The following is a 17,286-nucleotide window of genomic DNA, read 5'->3' on the forward strand; positions in this document are numbered from 1 at the left end:
CGGGGTCTTCGCGGTCGTCGGAAGTGATCAGCATGACAACGGTTCGGTACAACCCGGGACCGGTTGTCCGAGTCGGCCTATACGCTCGAAGCGACAATCGCCCGACTTCAGGAGCAGTCATGCATGGCCACGGCTACGTGCAGCCGGTGAAACAGCCGCCACCCACGGCGTGGTTGGTCGTTCTGCGTGTGCTGTTCGTGGTGATCTCCGTCCTCAGTCTCGGCTTCCTGACGTGGACGATGCTGCTGCGCCTGGCGCTCGTGACGCGCAAGTCGCTTGACTGGGGGCTGTTCGTGGCCGTCCTGGCCGTGGACGCCCTCGCCATGGTGCTGCTGGGCACCGAGCCGGGCGAGGAGATCCACACCGCGGCCGGCTGGACCGGCCTCGGGCTGCTGCTGGGCACGCTGGTGATCGTGATCGCGTACTACCTGGCCGCGGACATCCGCCACTTCCACCAGCTCCGCTACGGCCCGTATGCTCCGCGTCCGGCGCAGGCGTACGGCTATCCGCGGCCCGCCGCGCCGTACGCCGCGTCCCCGGGCGCCGTCCCGGGCGCCGCCACCACCGTCCCGCAGGCGCCGCAGCCCGCGCAGACGCCGCGCCCTCCGCAGGTGTCCCCGCTGCCCCAGCCCCCGACCCCGATACCGGGGACGACCCCGCCCCCGGGGCCCGCCTCCGGTGTGCCGGTGCCCCCGGCGCACACCCCGCCGCCGCAGCGCCCCGCGCCCGCCCGGATCGACCAGGTGCGCGCCGAACTCGACGAACTGAGCGAGCTGCTGCGCAGACAGGACGGCCGTGAGGGCGGCGACCACGAGGGCGGACGGTGACCGTGACGACAGGACGCGTCGTCGCCGACCGGTACGAACTGGCCACGCTCATCGGGCAGGGCGGCATGGGCCAGGTCTGGACGGCCTACGACCGGCGCCTGGACCGGCGCGTGGCGGTGAAGCTGCTGCGCCCCGACAAGGTGGCCGGGCAGGAGGCCGACGAGCTGCGCCGCCGCTTCGTGCGCGAGTGCCGGGTGACCGCGCAGGTCGACCACCCCGGTCTGGTGACCGTGCACGACGCGGGCAGCGAGGGCGAGGAGCTGTTCCTCGTCATGCAGTACGTGGACGGCGCCGACCTCTCCGACCACCTCGCCGAGCACACCCCGTACCCGTGGCAGTGGGCGGTGGCGGTCGCCGCGCAACTGTGCGCCGTACTGAGCGCCGTGCACGCCGTGCCGATCGTGCACCGCGACCTCAAGCCGCGCAACGTGATGGTCAAGCAGGACGGCACGGTCACCGTCCTCGACCTCGGCGTCGCCTCCGTCATGGACAGCGACACCACGCGGCTGACCCACACCGGCTCCCCGATCGGCTCGCCCGCCTACATGGCGCCGGAGCAGGCGATGGGCGGCGCGGTCGGCCCGTACACCGACCTGTACGCGCTCGGTGTCCTGCTGCACGAACTCCTCAGCGGCGAGGTGCCGTTCGCGGGCTCGACGGCGCTCGGTGTGCTGCACCGGCATCTGTACGAGCCGCCGCTGCCCGTGCGCCGGATCCGCCCCGAGGTGCCCGAGGCCCTGGAGTCGCTGGTCCTGCGGCTGCTCGCCAAGGACCCGCAGCACCGGCCCGCCTCCGCGCAGGAGGTGTACGAGGAGCTGGCGCCGCTGCTGCCCGTGCGCGGGATGCCCAGCGGGGCGCCCCTCGACCCCACGCGCCCCTTCCTGCGCCCGCACGCCCCCTGGCCGGACCGCGCGCGCACGCCCGCGCCCCAGCCCGCCCCCGTCACCCCGGCCGTCGAGAAGGCCGAGAAGCCGGACGTGGCCCGCGCGGTGGACGAGGTCAAGCGGTTGCTCGGCGAGGGCCGGATCACCCAGGCCGTCGACATCCTCGGCGCGATCCTGCCCGCCGCCGCCGAACAGCACGGCGAGCACTCCCCGGTCGTCCGCACCCTGCGCAAGCAGTACGCCGCGACGCTCATGGACGACGGCCAGTACCGGCGCGCGCTGCCCGAACTGCGCCGCCTCGCCGACGAACGCGCCGCCGAGGCAGGCCAGGCCGACCCCCAGTCGCTGCGCTTCCGCTACGAGGCCGCGCAGTGCCTGGAACAGCTCGGCGAACCGGCGGCGGCGCTCGCCGAGTACCGGGCGCTGCTGCCGTACTACGAGAACCAGTACGTCTCCGGCGACCCGGAGCTGGCCCACGACGTCCGCCGCCGCATCGGCCACCTCCTGCTCGCCCTCGGCGACCGGGCCGCCGCCCACGACACCCTCGTCCGCCTCCTCCACGACGTGGAGCGCCTCCGGGGCCCCGGGCACCCGCTGGCGGCCGAGGTGCGGCGCACCCTCCAGTGGCTGGGGCAGGTGCGCTAGCGGGCGGCCGGGGGCGCGGGTCGCGGCGCGGGCGCCCGGAGGGGCGCGGCCCAGGGGCCGCGGGGGGCGCGGCGCGGCGGTGCCGGAAGTGGCGGTGAATCGTTGGTCGAATGGGTTGGCCAGAGCCGGTCCCCTGCCTACCATCGATCACCGCAAGACTTTGTGCACCGTCGCACAATCTCCTCGGGAGGTTTCCTTGCACCGCCGTCGCACCGCGCTCCTCCTGTCCGCCGCGATCGCCGCGGCACCCCTGCTCACCGCCTGCGCAAACGATGCGCGTCCGGGCGCGGCGGCCGTCGTCGGGGACCAGCGGATCACCGTCGCCCAGCTCGAGAACCGGGTCGACGAGGTGCGCGCGGCCCAGCGCGCCGCGGTGGCCGACGAGGCGCAGTACGCGCAGGCCATCGCCAAGACCGGCAGCCTCACCCGCGACACCCTGCACGGCATGGTCCTCGACCGGGTGCTGCACCAGGCCGCGCGGGACGCCGGCGTCACGGTGACCCGCAAGGAGGTCCAGGAGATGCGGTCCGGCCTGGAACAGCAGGTCGGCGGGGCGAAGGCGCTGGAGACGGCCTGGCTCCAGCAGTACGGCGTGGCGCCCGCGCGGCTGGACGAGAACCTGAGCCTGCAGCTGGAGGCCCAGAAACTCGCCGCGAAGCTCGGCACCGACACCAGCCGGCCGGAGTTCTGGAAGGCCCTGTCCGAGACCTCGAAGAAGCTCGGCGTCGACCTCAATCCGCGCTACGGCAGCTGGGACGTGGAGAAGAGCAGCCGCGTCGACGCGAAGACGCCGTGGGTGCGGGAGGTCACGGCGGCGCAGGAACCGGCGTGATCGCGTAGCGGGAGCGTGATCGCGTAGCAGGAACGGTACGGCGGGGGCGTCGGCAGCCATGCCGGTCGGATGATCGCACCGTGCCTGTGGATAACTTCTGAGGCCGGTCGGCGGCGTGGGTTACGTTCGGATCGTGAACGCAACCAGCTTCGAAGGCGCAACCGAGCAGGCCGCCCCCGGCCGCGTCGTCCTGCTCACCACCAGCCACCGCGTCGCCCCCGGCCTGCTCTCCTGGCCCGCCTGGCAGGCGCTGCACGCCGCCGACCGCGTCCTGTGCGCGGACGGGACGCACCCGCAGCTGCCCTATCTGCGCGAGGCCGGGATAACGGTCGAGGAGGCCGCGCCGACCGCCGAGGAACTGGTCGACGCCTGCGCCGGCGGTCGCACCGTGGTCGTCGTCGCCACCGGCGAGGGCGAGCCCGCCCTGACGGACGGTCTGGCCCGCCTCGCCGGCTCCGGCAGGGTCCGGATGCCCGAGCTGGAGCTGCTGCCCGCCTCCTACGACCTGCCCGGCGCCCGCCTCCTCGACCTCGTGCAGGTCATGGACCGCCTGCGCGCGGAGTGCCCCTGGACCTCCCAGAAGACCCACGAGGGCCTGGCGAAGTACGCCATCGAGGAGGCGTACGAGCTGGTCGAGGCGATCGAGGACGGCGACCGCGACGAGCTGCGCGAGGAGCTGGGCGACGTCCTGCTCCAGGTCGTCTTCCACTCCCGGATCGCCGAGGAGGACCCGGAGGCGCCGTTCTCCGTCGACGACGTGGCCGGCGGCATCGTCGCCAAGCTGATCCACCGCCACCCGCACGTGTTCGGCGACGAGACCGCGTCCACCCCGGAGGAGGTCAAGGAGCACTGGCTGCGCACCAAGGCCGAGGAGAAGCAGCGCACATCGGTGACCGAGGGCATCCCCCTGCACCAGCCCGGCCTCGCCCTCGCCGCGAAGCTGGCCTCCCGCGTACGGACGGCGGGCCTGGACGTACCCCTCCCCCCGGCCGAGGGCATCGGCTACGAACTCCTGGCCCTGGCGGCCCGCGCCGAATCCGAGGGAACGGACCCGGAGGCGGCCCTGCGGGCGGCGGCCCGGGCGTACCGGGACGCGATCGTGGCGTACGAGAGGGGGGAGAAGGAGAAGGGGTAGGTACCGGGGAAAGGCGTACCGAGAACGGAGCACCAGCATGCCCCACCCCGCCGACAAGAGGCCCGCGCACCCTGGTGACCGGCTCAAGGAACTCCGCCTCACCAGAGGCCTCACCCAAGAAGGCCTCGCGGAACGCGCCCAGCTCAGCCTGGGAGTCGTGAAGAAGCTCGAACGAGGCGGCACCGCCCGCCTCGAGACGTACCACGCCCTGGCCCGCACCCTCGGTGTCCGTACCTCCGCACTCTTCGAACCGGGCGGGCCGCACGCCACCACCCGCGGCGACGACGACAACATCGACCTCATGCCGCTCCGTCAGGCGCTCGCGCCGCCGATCACGTTAGGCGGGCGCCTGACCGACGCGATCGTCGAGCCCGACCTCGACCGGCTCCGGTCCACCGCCACCGAGGTCGGCACGGCCTACCACCGCGACGACTACGGTTACGTCGCCGACTTCCTGCCCTCCCTCGTCCACGCCGCCCACTCCGCGGTCGACCACTTCGACCACGGCCCCGAGCACACCGAGGCCTTGCGGATCCGCTCCGACGTTCTCCAGATGGCCGGCCGCTATCTCACCCAGGTCCGCGCGTACGACCTCGCCCACATCGCGCTGCGCGACGCCATCGAGGACGCCGCACGGGTCAAGGACATGGGGGGCGTTGCCGCGGCCGTGTACCAGCAGGGCTGGCTGCTGATGCGGCAGGGGCGCCTGGACGAGGCCGAGCAGGTCAGCATCGCCACGGCGGACGCCGTCGAGCCCCGGATCTCCCGCGCCACCCCGCAGGCGCTCGGCGCCTGGGGGAAGCTGCTGGTGCACGGCAGCGCTGCCGCCGCCCGCAACAACCGGCCCCAGGAAGCACGCGAGATCCTTCGGCTGGGCCGTACGGCGGGGGCCGCACTCGGCGGCGGGCAGGCTGTCGCGGTGTCCTCGTGGGGGCGGTTCGACTGGCGGACGGTCGCGTTCCAGGGCATCGAGAACCAGTTGGTGGCGGAGAAACCCGACCGGGTGCTGCGCCTGTCTGAGCGGATGCCCAAGCCGGCCGACGCGAAGGGACGGCTGTTCATGCGCCGTCACCTGCTGGACGTGGCGCACGCCCACGTGATGCTGAAACAGACGGACGCGGCGACGGACATCCTGGGGTCGCTGATGGACGACACACCGCAGTGGCTGCGGCACCAGCGGATGGCCGCGGACACGTTCCACGAGCTGCTCCGGAGGAGCAAGCGGCGCAGCCTGACGTCGAAGCAGCGGGACCTGGCGGCGTTCTTCGGCACCCAGTGATAAGGGGCACGTTCCGTGTCCGCTCCCGGTGGGCCGCCGCCGCGCGGGCCACGGAACGTGTCTGTCCGCCCCCACCCCCGCCGATTACCTTCGGTGACGCGATGATCACCCAAAACGCGGAGGTGAGAGGCATGCCGCCCAGCGGTACGACCGCCCCCCTGGACATCAAGACCATGCGCGCCGCCGCGCGCGCCCTGCTCGCGGAGGGCGCCGAACTCCCCTCGGAAGACGAGCTGGAGACGCTGACCCTGCGGCTGCGTGGGCACCTCATGCTGGCCCTCCCCGTGGTCGAGGCGCTGGCCGACGCCTTGCCCGAGGACGACGCGCCGCGCGCCTGCGCGAACGTCGCCGTCATGGAGACCGCACTCGCCTCAGCGTGCCGCCGGGCCGTACGCTGCGCGCGCGGGTCGCGCACGCCCAGCGGCTGGCCCGATCCGTCAACACGCTGTGCGACCACTACGAGAACCTGAGCGGCGGGCCTCCGGTCGTGCTCAACCCTCAGCGGGCCGCACTCCTGCGACTGTGGAACCACTGCCTCGACTGTGAGACCTGCACGGCCACGGACGAGCACGGCGTCAACGCCGACCTGAAGTGCCCGGCCGCCGACGCGCTGTACGAGGAGTATCGGCGAGCACCACGGCACCAGGACCTCTCGACCGCCCGAGGGGGGAGGCCGTGACCCTCCAGGGGCGGCCGATGGACCTCGGCCTGCCCCTGGACCCGCCGGCCGCACGACCGGACTGCGCGGTGTGCCAGGCCCTCGCCAGGCAGCGCGCGGAGGCCGCGGCGCGGGCGACCACTCGCGGGTCACCGACTGCAACGTGGAGATCCGCAATCACCACACCCCCAAGAGGTCCGCATGACCTCAGGGTGAGGGCACCCCCCGCCTCCGGATACCGTCGACGGCGTGACCGACCAGCCCCACCCCCCGACCCCCGCCCCCGCGCTCTTCACCTGGGAGTTCGCCACCGACCCCTACCCCGCGTACGCCTGGCTCCGTGAGCACGCCCCCGTGCACCGGACCCGGCTGCCCAGCGGGGTGGAGGCCTGGCTGGTCACCCGGTACGCCGACGCCAAGCAGGCGCTCGCCGACCAGCGGCTGTCGAAGAACCCCGCGCACCACGACGAGCCCGCGCACGCCAAGGGCAAGACGGGCATCCCGGGGGAGCGCAAGGCGGAGCTGATGACGCATCTGCTCAACATCGACCCGCCGGACCACACCCGGCTGCGCCGCCTGGTTTCCAAAGCGTTCACGCCCCGGCGCGTCGCGGAGTTCGCGCCGCGTGTGCAGGAGCTGACCGACCACCTCATCGACCGGTTCGCCCGCACCGGCTCCGCCGACCTCATCCACGAGTTCGCCTTCCCGCTGCCCATCTACGCCATTTGCGACATGCTGGGCGTACCGCGCGAGGACCAGGACGACTTCCGGGACTGGGCGGGCATGATGATCCGGCACGGCGGCGGCCCGCGGGGCGGCGTGGCGCGCTCGGTGAAGAAGATGCGCGGCTATCTCGCCGACCTCATCCACCGCAAGCGGGAGGCCCTGCCCGCCGAACCCGCCCCCGGCGAGGACCTGATCTCGGGTCTCATCCGCGCCTCCGACCACGGTGAGCACCTGACCGAGAACGAGGCGGCGGCGATGGCGTTCATCCTGCTGTTCGCCGGTTTCGAGACCACGGTCAACCTCATCGGCAACGGCACCTACGCCCTGCTCACCCACCCGGAACAGCGCGAGCGCCTCCAGCGCTCCCTGGCGGCCGGCGAGCGCGGCCTGTTGGAGACCGGGGTCGAGGAACTCCTGCGCTACGACGGCCCGGTGGAGCTGGCCACCTGGCGCTTCGCCACCCAGCCGCTCACCATCGGCGGACAGGACATCGCCCCCGGCGACCCGGTCCTCGTCGTGCTCGCCGCCGCCGACCGCGACCCCGCCCGGTTCGCCGACCCCGACACCCTGGACCTCGCCCGCCGCGACAACCAGCACCTGGGCTACGGGCACGGCATCCACTACTGCCTGGGCGCCCCGCTGGCCCGGCTGGAGGGCCAGACCGCGCTCGCCACCCTCCTCACCCGCCTCCCGGATCTGCGCCTGGCCGTCGACCCCGCGGAGCTGCGCTGGCGCGGCGGCCTCATCATGCGCGGACTGCGTACGCTGCCGGTGGAGTTCACCCCCGAGCGGTGAGGACGCGCGCGGCTGCGCCCGCGGTTCCCGGCGCGACCAGCGAGCCTGCCCCGCCGTAAAGGTGACACACCCTCACCTCTGTGATCTTCACGTGATCTGTGCGGCATTAACTTGTGACAAGTGATCGTCTGCCTATACGTTCACCCATCAACGCGGCGCCGAGCGTCACAGCAGCGGTGCCGCGCTTCACCGTTGTCTCGCGAAAGGTCCCCGCATGCTCTCCGGGAACGGTCGTCACCGTCGCCCCCGCCAGGCCCCGGCCCTCATCGTCGCGGCCGGAGTGACCGGTTCCGCCATCGCCATCCCGCTCCTCGGCGCGACCAGCGCGAGCGCCGCCGGCGGAGCCACATGGGACAGGGTCGCGGAGTGCGAGAGCGGCGGCTCCTGGAGCGCGGACAACGGCAACGGCTACTACGGCGGTCTGCAGATATCCCAGGAGAACTGGGTGAAGTACGGCGGCCTCGACTACGCGGAGAGCCCCGACGTGGCCAGCCGTTCGCAGCAGATAGCCGTGGCCGAGAGAATCCTGGCCGCCGAGGGCGTGGCGGCCTGGCCCACCTGCGGTCTGCTCGCCGGCCTCGACGGCGACTCCGCGTCGCCCGGTGTCGACACCGGTCTCGCGGCTGACGCCGCGTCGGGTGCGACGGCCACGCCGGACGCCGACGACTCCTCGACGAGCCCCGAGTCCGGCTTGTCCGACTCGTCGGAAAACTCTGGATCCTCGGAAACGGCCGAATCCTCCGATTCCTCCCTGTCTTCCGGTGGTGCCGGCGCCTCGGAAGATGCCGAATCGTCCGGTTCTGGCACGACTTCGCCGTCCCCCGCCGCCACCGACGGTGCGTCGTCGGGTGACGCACGGGGAGAGGGTGACTCTCCTTCGGCCACCACCAAGAACGACGAGTCGGACAAGTCCGGCCAGAACGCCCCTTCTTCGGGCACCGGCGAAAGCGGCTCCACCGGCACTGGGCGCCACCGCGGTGACAGCGCCGAGGAGGAGGCCGCCGACAGTCGTACGACCGAGCCCTCCGGGCGGCACGCCTCCCGTGACTCCGCCGCCGCCCGCGACGCGGCCGACGGCACCTACACGGTCCGCTCCGGCGACAGCCTCTGGGGCATCGCCGACTCCCTTGACCTGCAGGGCGGATGGTCCGCGCTCTACGCCGAGAACAAGGCGACGGTCGGCGCCGACCCCGACCTCATCCTCCCCGGTCAGACCCTCGAGGTCGGGGTTGAACCGGGAGAAAAGTAGCGGGACTTCAGCATACGGTTCGCGGTGAATGTCCGTTATAAACATGGTGAGAGATAGGTCTCAGAAGCCCTGATCGTCTTTGAAATTCCGCTGATCGCGTGGCTACGGTCAAAGCCGCTCGTCACCGCGAGCCCCGGCTGCCGCAACGCCGAATCCTGCCAGCGGCGCCCGGGAACAGTCGTCGCTTCAAGCGCCGTAGGCAGGAGCGGGGGACCCAAGGTAAGTGCCGGGCCCGGCCGTTGAGGAGACTCGACACCGGAACCGGCTTGGGGTGAAGCCGCAGCTCGCGAGAGCCGCGGCCGGGCAACTCAACCGGCCCGAACCCGACAGCTCACCTCGTAGGCGTCGGTGAGGGGATCGATCCATGCTGTTTTCCAGCAAGGGCAAGCACCGTCGTCCGTCCAAGGCCACCCGCGCCATCGCCATCGCCGGTGTCGCCGGCGCCGCCGTCGCCGGCCCGCTGATGGCGGCCGGCAACGCCTCCGCCGCCACCGCCGCCGAGTGGGACGCCGTCGCCCAGTGCGAGTCCGGCGGCAACTGGTCCATCAACACCGGCAACGGCTACTACGGCGGCCTGCAGTTCTCCGCCTCCACCTGGGCCGCGTACGGCGGCACCCAGTACGCCGCCACGGCCGACCAGGCCACCAAGGAGCAGCAGATCGCCATCGCCGAGAAGGTCCTCGCGGGCCAGGGCAAGGGCGCGTGGCCGCACTGCGGCGTCAACCTCTCCAGCGCTCCGTACAACGGCGGCTCCGCCGAGAGCACCGGCTCCACCGCCGCCCGCGAGACCGAGGAGCAGCCGGCCTCCCGCTCCGCCGAGCGCCCGGCCGCCGAGCCGGCCCAGAAGGCCGAGAAGACCGTCACCACCCCGACCGGCAAGAAGGTCGAGAAGGGCGACGGCGAGTACAAGGTCGTCAAGGGCGACACCCTCAGCACGATCGCCGAGGAGCACGACGTCAAGGGCGGCTGGCAGAAGCTGTTCGAGCTGAACAAGGACATCGTCGACGACGCCGACGTCATCTACCCGGGCCAGCAGCTGCACCTCAAGTAAGAAGAGAGCAGCGGCACGTCCGCAGACTCCCCGCCCCGGCGCGTCTCCCCCGTACGCGCCGGGGCGGGGTCATGTCCGGCCGCGCGTCCGCCGCCTGGCCGCCCATGTGTTCGCGGCGCCCGCCTGCCGTGTCCGCCGCCCGCCCGCCCCGCCCGAGACGGCGGATTTTCCGAAACGGTCTTTGTTCCGTTCGGAAACAATTTACTCTCGGTTCCGTCCACGGGGTGGGCGGTCGGCTGGCCGATCCCCCGGAGCCGGTTAGGCTCGTCTCGCAGAGCCACACCCGCGGTTCTGCCAACCGCGTCACATCCACGAAGGAGATGCTCGTGCCGTCCATCGACGTCGTCGTAGCCCGGGAAATCCTGGACTCCCGAGGCAACCCCACGGTCGAGGTCGAGGTCGGCCTCGACGACGGCAGCACGGGTCGTGCCGCCGTCCCGTCCGGCGCCTCCACGGGCGCCTTCGAGGCCATCGAGCTGCGCGACGGCGACTCGAACCGCTACCTCGGCAAGGGTGTCGAGAAGGCCGTCCTGGCCGTCATCGAGCAGATCGGCCCGGAGCTGGTCGGGTACGACGCCACCGAGCAGCGCCTGATCGACCAGGCCATGTTCGACCTGGACGCCACCGACAACAAGGGCTCGCTCGGCGCCAACGCCATCCTCGGCGTCTCGCTCGCCGTCGCGCACGCCGCCTCCGAGGCCAGCGACCTGCCGCTCTTCCGCTACCTGGGCGGCCCCAACGCGCACCTGCTCCCGGTGCCGATGATGAACATCCTGAACGGCGGCTCGCACGCCGACTCCAACGTGGACATCCAGGAGTTCATGATCGCCCCGATCGGTGCGGAGTCCTTCTCCGAGGCCCTGCGCTGGGGCGCCGAGGTCTACCACACCCTCAAGAAGGTGCTGAAGAACCGCGGCCTGTCCACCGGCCTCGGCGACGAGGGCGGCTTCGCCCCGAACCTCGGCTCCAACCGCGAGGCCCTGGACCTCATCCTCGAGGCCATCAAGGAGGCCGGCTACACCCCCGGCGAGCAGATCGCCCTCGCCCTCGACGTGGCCGCGTCCGAGTTCTACAAGGACGGCTCCTACGTCTTCGAGGGCAAGAACCGCTCGGCCGCCGAGATGACCGAGTACTACGCCGAGCTGGTCGACGCCTACCCGCTGGTCTCCATCGAGGACCCGCTGTTCGAGGACGACTGGGAGGGCTGGAAGACCATTACCGCCCAGCTCGGTGACAAGGTCCAGCTCGTCGGCGACGACCTGTTCGTCACCAACCCGGAGCGCCTGGCCAAGGGCATCGAGGAGGGCGCCGCCAACGCCCTGCTGGTGAAGGTGAACCAGATCGGCTCGCTCACCGAGACCCTGGACGCCGTCGAGCTGGCCCAGCGCAACGGCTACAAGTGCATGATGTCCCACCGCTCCGGCGAGACCGAGGACGTCACCATCGCCGACCTCGCCGTCGCCACCAACTGCGGCCAGATCAAGACCGGCGCCCCGGCCCGCTCCGAGCGCGTCGCCAAGTACAACCAGCTGCTGCGCATCGAGGAGATCCTCGACGACGCCGCGGTGTACGCCGGCCGCAGCGCGTTCCCCCGCTTCAAGGGCTGAGCAGCGCTCGCGTAGGAAGCGTCGTACGTACGTCCCCGTACTCGGTCCCGTACCGTGTGCGGGGACGTACGCGCGTGAACGGGAGGCGGGACGATGGCCGTGAAGGACCGGGACCGGTTCTCCACCGCGACCAGGATCAGACTGCTCGGCGAGCAGACCGCCGCCCGTGTCTACCGCTCGCAGACCAAACGGCAGGCCCGCCGCTCCCGGCTCACCGGCCGGGCCGCGCTGCTCGCGCTGGTGGTCTGCTCCCTGGTGGTGGCGCTCGCCTACCCGATAAGGCAGTACGTCGCCCAGCGCGCCGAGATCGCCGACCTGGAGCGGGAGCAGCGGCAGGCGCGGGAGCGCGTCGAACGGCTGCGCGACCAGAAGGCGCGGTGGCAGGACGACGCGTACGCCGAGCAGCAGATCCGCAAACGGCTGCACTATGTGATGCCCGGCGAGACCGGGTACGTGGTGATCGACCCGGACGCGGCCAAGCAGTCCCGCACCGACACGGGCGGGGCCGACCGCCCCTGGTACTCGAACGTCTGGGACGGCGTCGACAAGGCCGACGCCGCCGATGTCCCGGACCGTTGAACGGACGAAGAAAGACAGGCATGGAAACTCCCGCCCGCCGCCCGACCACCCCCCCTGAAGGGCAGCGCTCCGCGCTGACGCTGTTTGATCTGCCGCCCACCCCGCGCACCGAGCCCACCGACGCGGACGTCGAGGCCTTCAAGCAGCAGCTCGGCCGGCCGCCCCGCGGGCTGCGCGCGATCGCGCACCGCTGCCCCTGCGGGCAGCCGGACGTCGTGGAGACGGCCCCGCGGCTGCCCGACGGCACGCCCTTCCCGACGCTGTACTACCTGACGTGCCCCAAGGCCAACTCGGCCATCGGCACGCTCGAGGCGAACGGCGTCATGAAGGAGATGACGGCCCGGCTGGAGAGCGACCCCGAGCTGGCCGCCGCCTACCGCGCCGCGCACGAGGACTACATCCGCCGCCGCGACGAGATCGAGGAGCTGAAGGGCTTCCCCAGCGCCGGCGGCATGCCGGACCGGGTCAAGTGCCTGCACGTCCTGGTGGCCCACTCGCTGGCCGCCGGACCCGGCGTGAACCCGCTCGGCGACGAGGCCCTGGCCATGCTGCCCGAGTGGTGGCGCAAGGGCTCCTGCGTGACCCTCACCGGTGAGGAGGCCGGACAGTGACCCGGGTGGCCGCCATCGACTGCGGTACGAACTCCATCCGCCTCCTGGTCGCCGACTGCGACCCGGAGACCGGCGAACTGGCGGAACTGGACCGCCGTATGACGATCGTGCGGCTCGGCCAGGGCGTCGACCGCACCGGGCGGCTGGCCCCCGAGGCGCTGGAGCGGACCTTCGCGGCCTGCCGCGAGTACGCCGCCGTCATCAAGGAGTACGGCGCCGAGCGGCTGCGGTTCGTGGCCACCTCCGCCTCCCGGGACGCCGAGAACCGGGACGAGTTCGTGCGCGGCGTCGTGGACATCCTCGGGGTCGAGCCGGAGGTCATCAGCGGTGACCAGGAGGCCGAGTTCTCCTTCACCGGCGCCACCAAGGAGCTGACCGGCCACGACCACCTGGAGCGGCCCTTCCTGGTGGTCGACATCGGCGGCGGCTCCACCGAGTTGGTCGTCGGCGAGGAGCATGTGCGCGCCGCCCGCTCCGTGGACGTCGGCTGCGTCCGGATGACCGAGCGGCACCTGGTGACGGACGGCGCGGTCACCGACCCGCCCACCGAGGAGCAGGTCGCGGCCATGCGCGCCGACATCGAGGCCGCCCTCGACCTGGCCGAACGGACGGTGCCGCTGCGCGAGGCGCGCACGCTGGTGGGCCTGGCCGGATCGGTCACGACGGTCTCGGCGATCGCCCAGGAACTGCCGGAGTACGACTCGGCGGCCATCCACCACTCCCGGATCTCCCACGACAAGGTCCGCGAGATCACCGACTGGCTGCTGCACTCCACCCACGCCGAGCGCGCCGCCGTACCGTCCATGCACCCCGGCCGGGTCGACGTGATCGCCGCCGGCGCCCTCGTCCTGCTGGCGATCATGGAGCGGATCGGCGCGGAGGAGGTCGTGGTGAGCGAGCACGACATCCTGGACGGCATCGCCTGGTCCGTCGCGTGACGGCAGTGCACTGACGCGCGGGAAGTCCACCTACCGGGCCGACGACCCCGACGACCCGCGCTTCGGGCGGTGGTCCGGCCCGCCGGGAAGGGTGCCGTCGGCGACCCCGCCGACGGCACCGACCCCCTGGTCAGAGGCCTCTGGTGAGCAGTCGGTGACCACGTTTGAGCGGCCTTCGGGACCCCGCGGTGACGCCGCGTCGGGAAAGTTCGTGAAGTTCTTCACAAGGAATTTGGTCCCTGAGGGCCGTCGAACGCCTTCGGTTGCCCCGTTCGGGGGGTCGACTGGCCTTTGAACATGTTCAGAACAGGGGGTGGGGCGCCTTCGAATCACGCGGTCCGCGGACTGTTTCCGACGGCTCACGAGGGGCTCCGCGACCCAGAGAGGCAGCTCACGCGGCATTGACAACGGTGTGGGCGGGGTCACGGTTCCCGCACTTAGACATGATCTAAGTCACGCGAGCCGGGGAGTGTAGCACAGGGCCTGTGGAAGCTTGTGAAGGGGCGCACGAGCCACCCCCTCCGACCGGGTGGATACTCGATGGCATGAGCACCACGGAGCGTCCCAGGATCCTCGTAGTAGGCGGTGGGTACGTAGGCCTGTACGCAGCTCGGCGCATTCTGAAGAAGATGCGCTACGGCGAGGCGACCGTCACGGTCGTCGACCCCCGGTCGTACATGACCTACCAGCCCTTCCTCCCCGAAACCGCCGCCGGCAACATCTCCCCGCGTCACGTCGTCGTCCCGCTGCGACGCGTGCTCCCCAAGGCGGAGGTCCTCACCGGCCGGGTCACCACCATCGACCAGGACCGCAAGGTCGCCACGATCGCCCCGCTGGTCGGCGAGGCGTACGAGCTGCCCTTCGACTACCTGGTGATCGCGCTCGGCGCCGTCTCCCGCACCTTCCCGATCCCCGGCCTCGCCGAGCAGGGCATCGGCATGAAGGGCATCGAGGAGGCCATCGGCCTGCGCAACCACGTGCTGGAGCAGCTGGACAAGGCCGACTCCACCACCGACGAGGAGATCCGCCGCAAGGCGCTCACCTTCGTCTTCATCGGCGGTGGCTTCGCCGGCGCCGAGACGATCGGCGAGGTCGAGGACATGGCCCGCGACGCGGCCAAGTACTACAAGAACGTGTCCCGCGAGGACATGCGCTTCATCCTCGTCGACGCCGCCGACAAGATCCTCCCCGAGGTCGGCCCGAAGCTGGGCGCCTACGGCAAGGAGCACCTGGAGAGCCGCGGCGTCGAGGTCTACCTCTCCACGTCGATGGACTCCTGCGTCGACGGCCACGTGGTGCTGAAGAACGGCCTCGAGGTCGACGCCAACACCATCGTCTGGACCGCCGGCGTCAAGCCGAACCCGGCCCTGGCCCGCTTCGGCCTGCCGCTCGGCCCCCGCGGTCACGTCGACTGCGAGCCCACCCTCCAGGTCAAGGGCACCGACTACATCTGGGCCGCGGGCGACAACGCCCAGGTCCCGGACCTCGTCGGCCGCAAGGCGGGCAACGAGAACGCCTGGTGCCCGCCGAACGCCCAGCACGCGCTGCGCCAGGCCAAGGTCCTCGGCGACAACGTGGTCTCCGGCATGCGGGGCTTCCCGCAGAAGGAGTACAGCCACGCCAACAAGGGCGCGGTCGCGGGCCTCGGCCTGCACAAGGGCGTCGCGATGATCGTCATGGGCAAGATGAAGATCAAGCTCAAGGGACGTCTCGCCTGGTACATGCACCGTGGCTACCACGGTCTGGCCATGCCGACCTGGAACCGCAAGATCCGCGTCTTCGCGGACTGGACGCTCGGCATGTTCCTCAAGCGTGAGGTCGTCGCACTCGGCGCCCTGGAGTCCCCGCGCGAGGAGTTCTACGAGGCCGCCAAGCCGGCGCCGGCCCCGGCCGCCGCGAGGACCGAGAAGACCGAGGAGAAGGCCAAGGCCTCCTGACCTCCGGTCACCTCTGAAACACCCCGAAGGGGCCGCCTGCCATCCGTGGTGCGGGCGGCCCCTTCGGCGTTTCCGGTAACCGGCTCTGCCCCACCAGGGTTTTGCCCAGCCGTAACGCGCGTGGGGGACTGCGCTGCGACCTCGCAGGTGTTTACGTGGTGTCGGACTTCCTGGGATCGCTGTCACGGAGGTGTGCACCATGGCGGACGCCGCGCCGCGGCTGAAGGAGCTGCTCGAGCAGGTGCTGGGAGCGCCGCTCCCGGTCGGGATCCGGGCCTGGGACGGCTCGCAGGCCGGGCCGCCGGGGGCGCCGGTGCTGGTGGTGCGTCACCGGCGGGCGCTGCGCAGGCTGTTGTGGAAGCCCGGGGAGCTGGGGCTGGCGCGGGCCTGGGTCGCGGGGGAGCTGGAGGTCGAGGGGGATCTGTACGCGACGCTCGACCTGATGGCGGGACTGGTCTGGGAGCGGGGGGAGGACGCGCGGACCCTCGCGGAGGCCCTGCGGGACCCCGAGGTGCGGGCCGCCGTGCGGGGGCTGGTGCGGATGGCGGGGCCCGGGCTGCCGCCCGCCCCGCCGGGAGAGGAGGTCCGCCGGCGCCGCGGCCATCTCCACACCCGGCGCACCGACAGGCGGGCCATCAGCCACCACTACGACGTGGGCAACGACTTCTACGAGCTGGTGCTCGGCCCGTCCATGGTCTACTCGTGCGCCTACTGGGAGAGGCCCGAGGAACAGGGCGGCACCCTGGAGGACGCCCAGCGCGACAAGCTGGAACTCGTCTCGCGCAAGCTCGGCCTGCGGCCCGGGCAGAGACTCCTCGACGTCGGCTGCGGCTGGGGCTCCATGGCCATCCACGCCGCCCGCGAGCACGGGGTGAGCGTCGTCGGCATCACCCTCTCGCAGGAACAGGCGGCCTACGCCCGCAAGCGGGTCGCCGACGAGGGGCTGACCGACCGGGTGGAGATCCGGGTGCAGGACTACCGCGACGTCACCGACGGGCCGTACGACGCGATCTCCTCCATCGGCATGGCCGAGCACGTGGGCTCCGAGAAGTACCTGGAGTACGCCCGGAATCTGTACGGCCTGCTGAAGCCCGGCGGGCGGCTGCTCAACCATCAGATCGCGCGCCGCCCGCAGCGCGACGAATCCGAGTACGACGTCGACGAGTTCATCGACGCCTACGTCTTCCCCGACGGCGAGCTGGCGCCCATCGGCACCACCGTCGCCCAGCTGGAGCGGGCCGGGTTCGAGGTGCGCGACGTGGAGTCGATCCGCGAGCACTACGCCCTCACCCTGCGCCGCTGGGTCACCAACCTCGAGGCCGGCTGGGAGCGGGCCGTACGGCTGACCAGCCCCGGCCGGGCCCGGGTCTGGCGGCTGTACATGGCCGCCTCCGCGCTGTCCTTCGAGCACAACCGCATCGGCGTCAACCAGGTCCTCGCCGTGCGCACACCCGATTCCGGGAAGTCCGGGATGCCCCTGCGGTCCCGTACCTGGAACGTCTAGCGGCAACGCCAGGGCCCCGCTCCCCCCCC

Annotated in this window: 16 protein-coding genes and 1 riboswitch; all 16 genes read left to right on the forward strand. The window is 71.7% G+C overall.

Features of this window, described 5'->3' with window-relative positions:
- The first annotated feature begins 119 nt into the window (after nt 1–119).
- The 16 genes from ACIG0D_RS10055 to ACIG0D_RS10130 all read left to right on the forward strand — a co-directional run bounded on the left by ACIG0D_RS10055 (nt 120) and on the right by ACIG0D_RS10130 (nt 17,257).
- On the forward strand, nt 120–827 hold the full coding sequence (locus ACIG0D_RS10055; protein WP_399797977.1) for a hypothetical protein: 708 nt from the start codon (nt 120–122) through the stop codon (nt 825–827).
- Between the two features lie 38 nt (nt 828–865).
- Nucleotides 866–2,356 carry a protein kinase gene (locus tag ACIG0D_RS10060; RefSeq protein WP_399798205.1) on the forward strand — a complete coding sequence of 497 codons (1,491 nt, stop codon included), beginning with the start codon at nt 866–868 and terminating at the stop codon, nt 2,354–2,356.
- A 196-nt stretch (nt 2,357–2,552) separates the two neighbouring features.
- Nucleotides 2,553–3,188, forward strand: a complete 636-nt coding sequence (locus tag ACIG0D_RS10065; RefSeq protein ID WP_399797980.1) for a SurA N-terminal domain-containing protein — start codon at nt 2,553–2,555, stop codon at nt 3,186–3,188.
- 133 nt (nt 3,189–3,321) lie between these two features.
- Nucleotides 3,322–4,323, forward strand: a complete 1,002-nt coding sequence (locus ACIG0D_RS10070) for a nucleoside triphosphate pyrophosphohydrolase (protein ID WP_399797983.1) — start codon at nt 3,322–3,324, stop codon at nt 4,321–4,323.
- A gap of 37 nt (nt 4,324–4,360) precedes the next feature.
- Nucleotides 4,361–5,602, forward strand: a complete 1,242-nt coding sequence (locus ACIG0D_RS10075) for a helix-turn-helix domain-containing protein (protein ID WP_399797985.1) — start codon at nt 4,361–4,363, stop codon at nt 5,600–5,602.
- Between the two features lie 131 nt (nt 5,603–5,733).
- On the forward strand, nt 5,734–6,072 hold the full coding sequence (locus ACIG0D_RS10080) for a DUF6415 family natural product biosynthesis protein (protein ID WP_399797988.1): 339 nt from the start codon (nt 5,734–5,736) through the stop codon (nt 6,070–6,072).
- Between the two features lie 17 nt (nt 6,073–6,089).
- Nucleotides 6,090–6,281 (forward strand): hypothetical protein, encoded by a 192-nt coding sequence (locus ACIG0D_RS10085; protein ID WP_399797990.1) that lies wholly within the window; start codon nt 6,090–6,092, stop codon nt 6,279–6,281.
- Nucleotides 6,282–6,509: 228 nt separating this feature from the next.
- On the forward strand, nt 6,510–7,781 hold the full coding sequence (locus ACIG0D_RS10090) for a cytochrome P450 (protein WP_399797992.1): 1,272 nt from the start codon (nt 6,510–6,512) through the stop codon (nt 7,779–7,781).
- Between the two features lie 214 nt (nt 7,782–7,995).
- Nucleotides 7,996–9,030, forward strand: a complete 1,035-nt coding sequence (locus ACIG0D_RS10095; RefSeq protein WP_399797995.1) for a transglycosylase family protein — start codon at nt 7,996–7,998, stop codon at nt 9,028–9,030.
- A gap of 181 nt (nt 9,031–9,211) precedes the next feature.
- A riboswitch (cyclic di-AMP (ydaO/yuaA leader) is annotated at nt 9,212–9,390 on the forward strand.
- Nucleotides 9,391–9,394: 4 nt separating this feature from the next.
- Nucleotides 9,395–10,081, forward strand: coding sequence for a transglycosylase family protein (locus ACIG0D_RS10100; protein WP_399797997.1), 687 nt, complete (start codon nt 9,395–9,397; stop codon nt 10,079–10,081).
- A 326-nt stretch (nt 10,082–10,407) separates the two neighbouring features.
- Nucleotides 10,408–11,688 (forward strand): phosphopyruvate hydratase, encoded by a 1,281-nt coding sequence (gene eno / locus ACIG0D_RS10105; RefSeq protein ID WP_399798001.1) that lies wholly within the window; start codon nt 10,408–10,410, stop codon nt 11,686–11,688.
- 93 nt (nt 11,689–11,781) lie between these two features.
- Nucleotides 11,782–12,267: a septum formation initiator family protein gene (locus tag ACIG0D_RS10110; protein ID WP_399798003.1), complete on the forward strand. Its 486-nt coding sequence runs from the start codon at nt 11,782–11,784 to the stop codon at nt 12,265–12,267.
- A 20-nt stretch (nt 12,268–12,287) separates the two neighbouring features.
- Nucleotides 12,288–12,878: a DUF501 domain-containing protein gene (locus ACIG0D_RS10115; RefSeq protein ID WP_399798006.1), complete on the forward strand. Its 591-nt coding sequence runs from the start codon at nt 12,288–12,290 to the stop codon at nt 12,876–12,878.
- Complete coding sequence (locus tag ACIG0D_RS10120) at nt 12,875–13,816, forward strand: exopolyphosphatase (protein ID WP_399798008.1); 942 nt, start codon at nt 12,875–12,877, stop codon at nt 13,814–13,816. Before ACIG0D_RS10115 ends, ACIG0D_RS10120 begins: the two co-directional genes overlap by 4 nt.
- Before the next feature lie 545 nt (nt 13,817–14,361).
- Nucleotides 14,362–15,753, forward strand: a complete 1,392-nt coding sequence (locus tag ACIG0D_RS10125; protein ID WP_399798011.1) for an NAD(P)/FAD-dependent oxidoreductase — start codon at nt 14,362–14,364, stop codon at nt 15,751–15,753.
- A gap of 199 nt (nt 15,754–15,952) precedes the next feature.
- On the forward strand, nt 15,953–17,257 hold the full coding sequence (locus tag ACIG0D_RS10130; RefSeq protein ID WP_399798014.1) for a class I SAM-dependent methyltransferase: 1,305 nt from the start codon (nt 15,953–15,955) through the stop codon (nt 17,255–17,257).
- Nucleotides 17,258–17,286: the final 29 nt, after the last annotated feature.

It is taken from the genome of Streptomyces sp. NPDC052773 (assembly GCF_044547145.1).
In the GTDB taxonomy this organism is placed as follows: Bacteria; Actinomycetota; Actinomycetes; order Streptomycetales; family Streptomycetaceae; genus Streptomyces.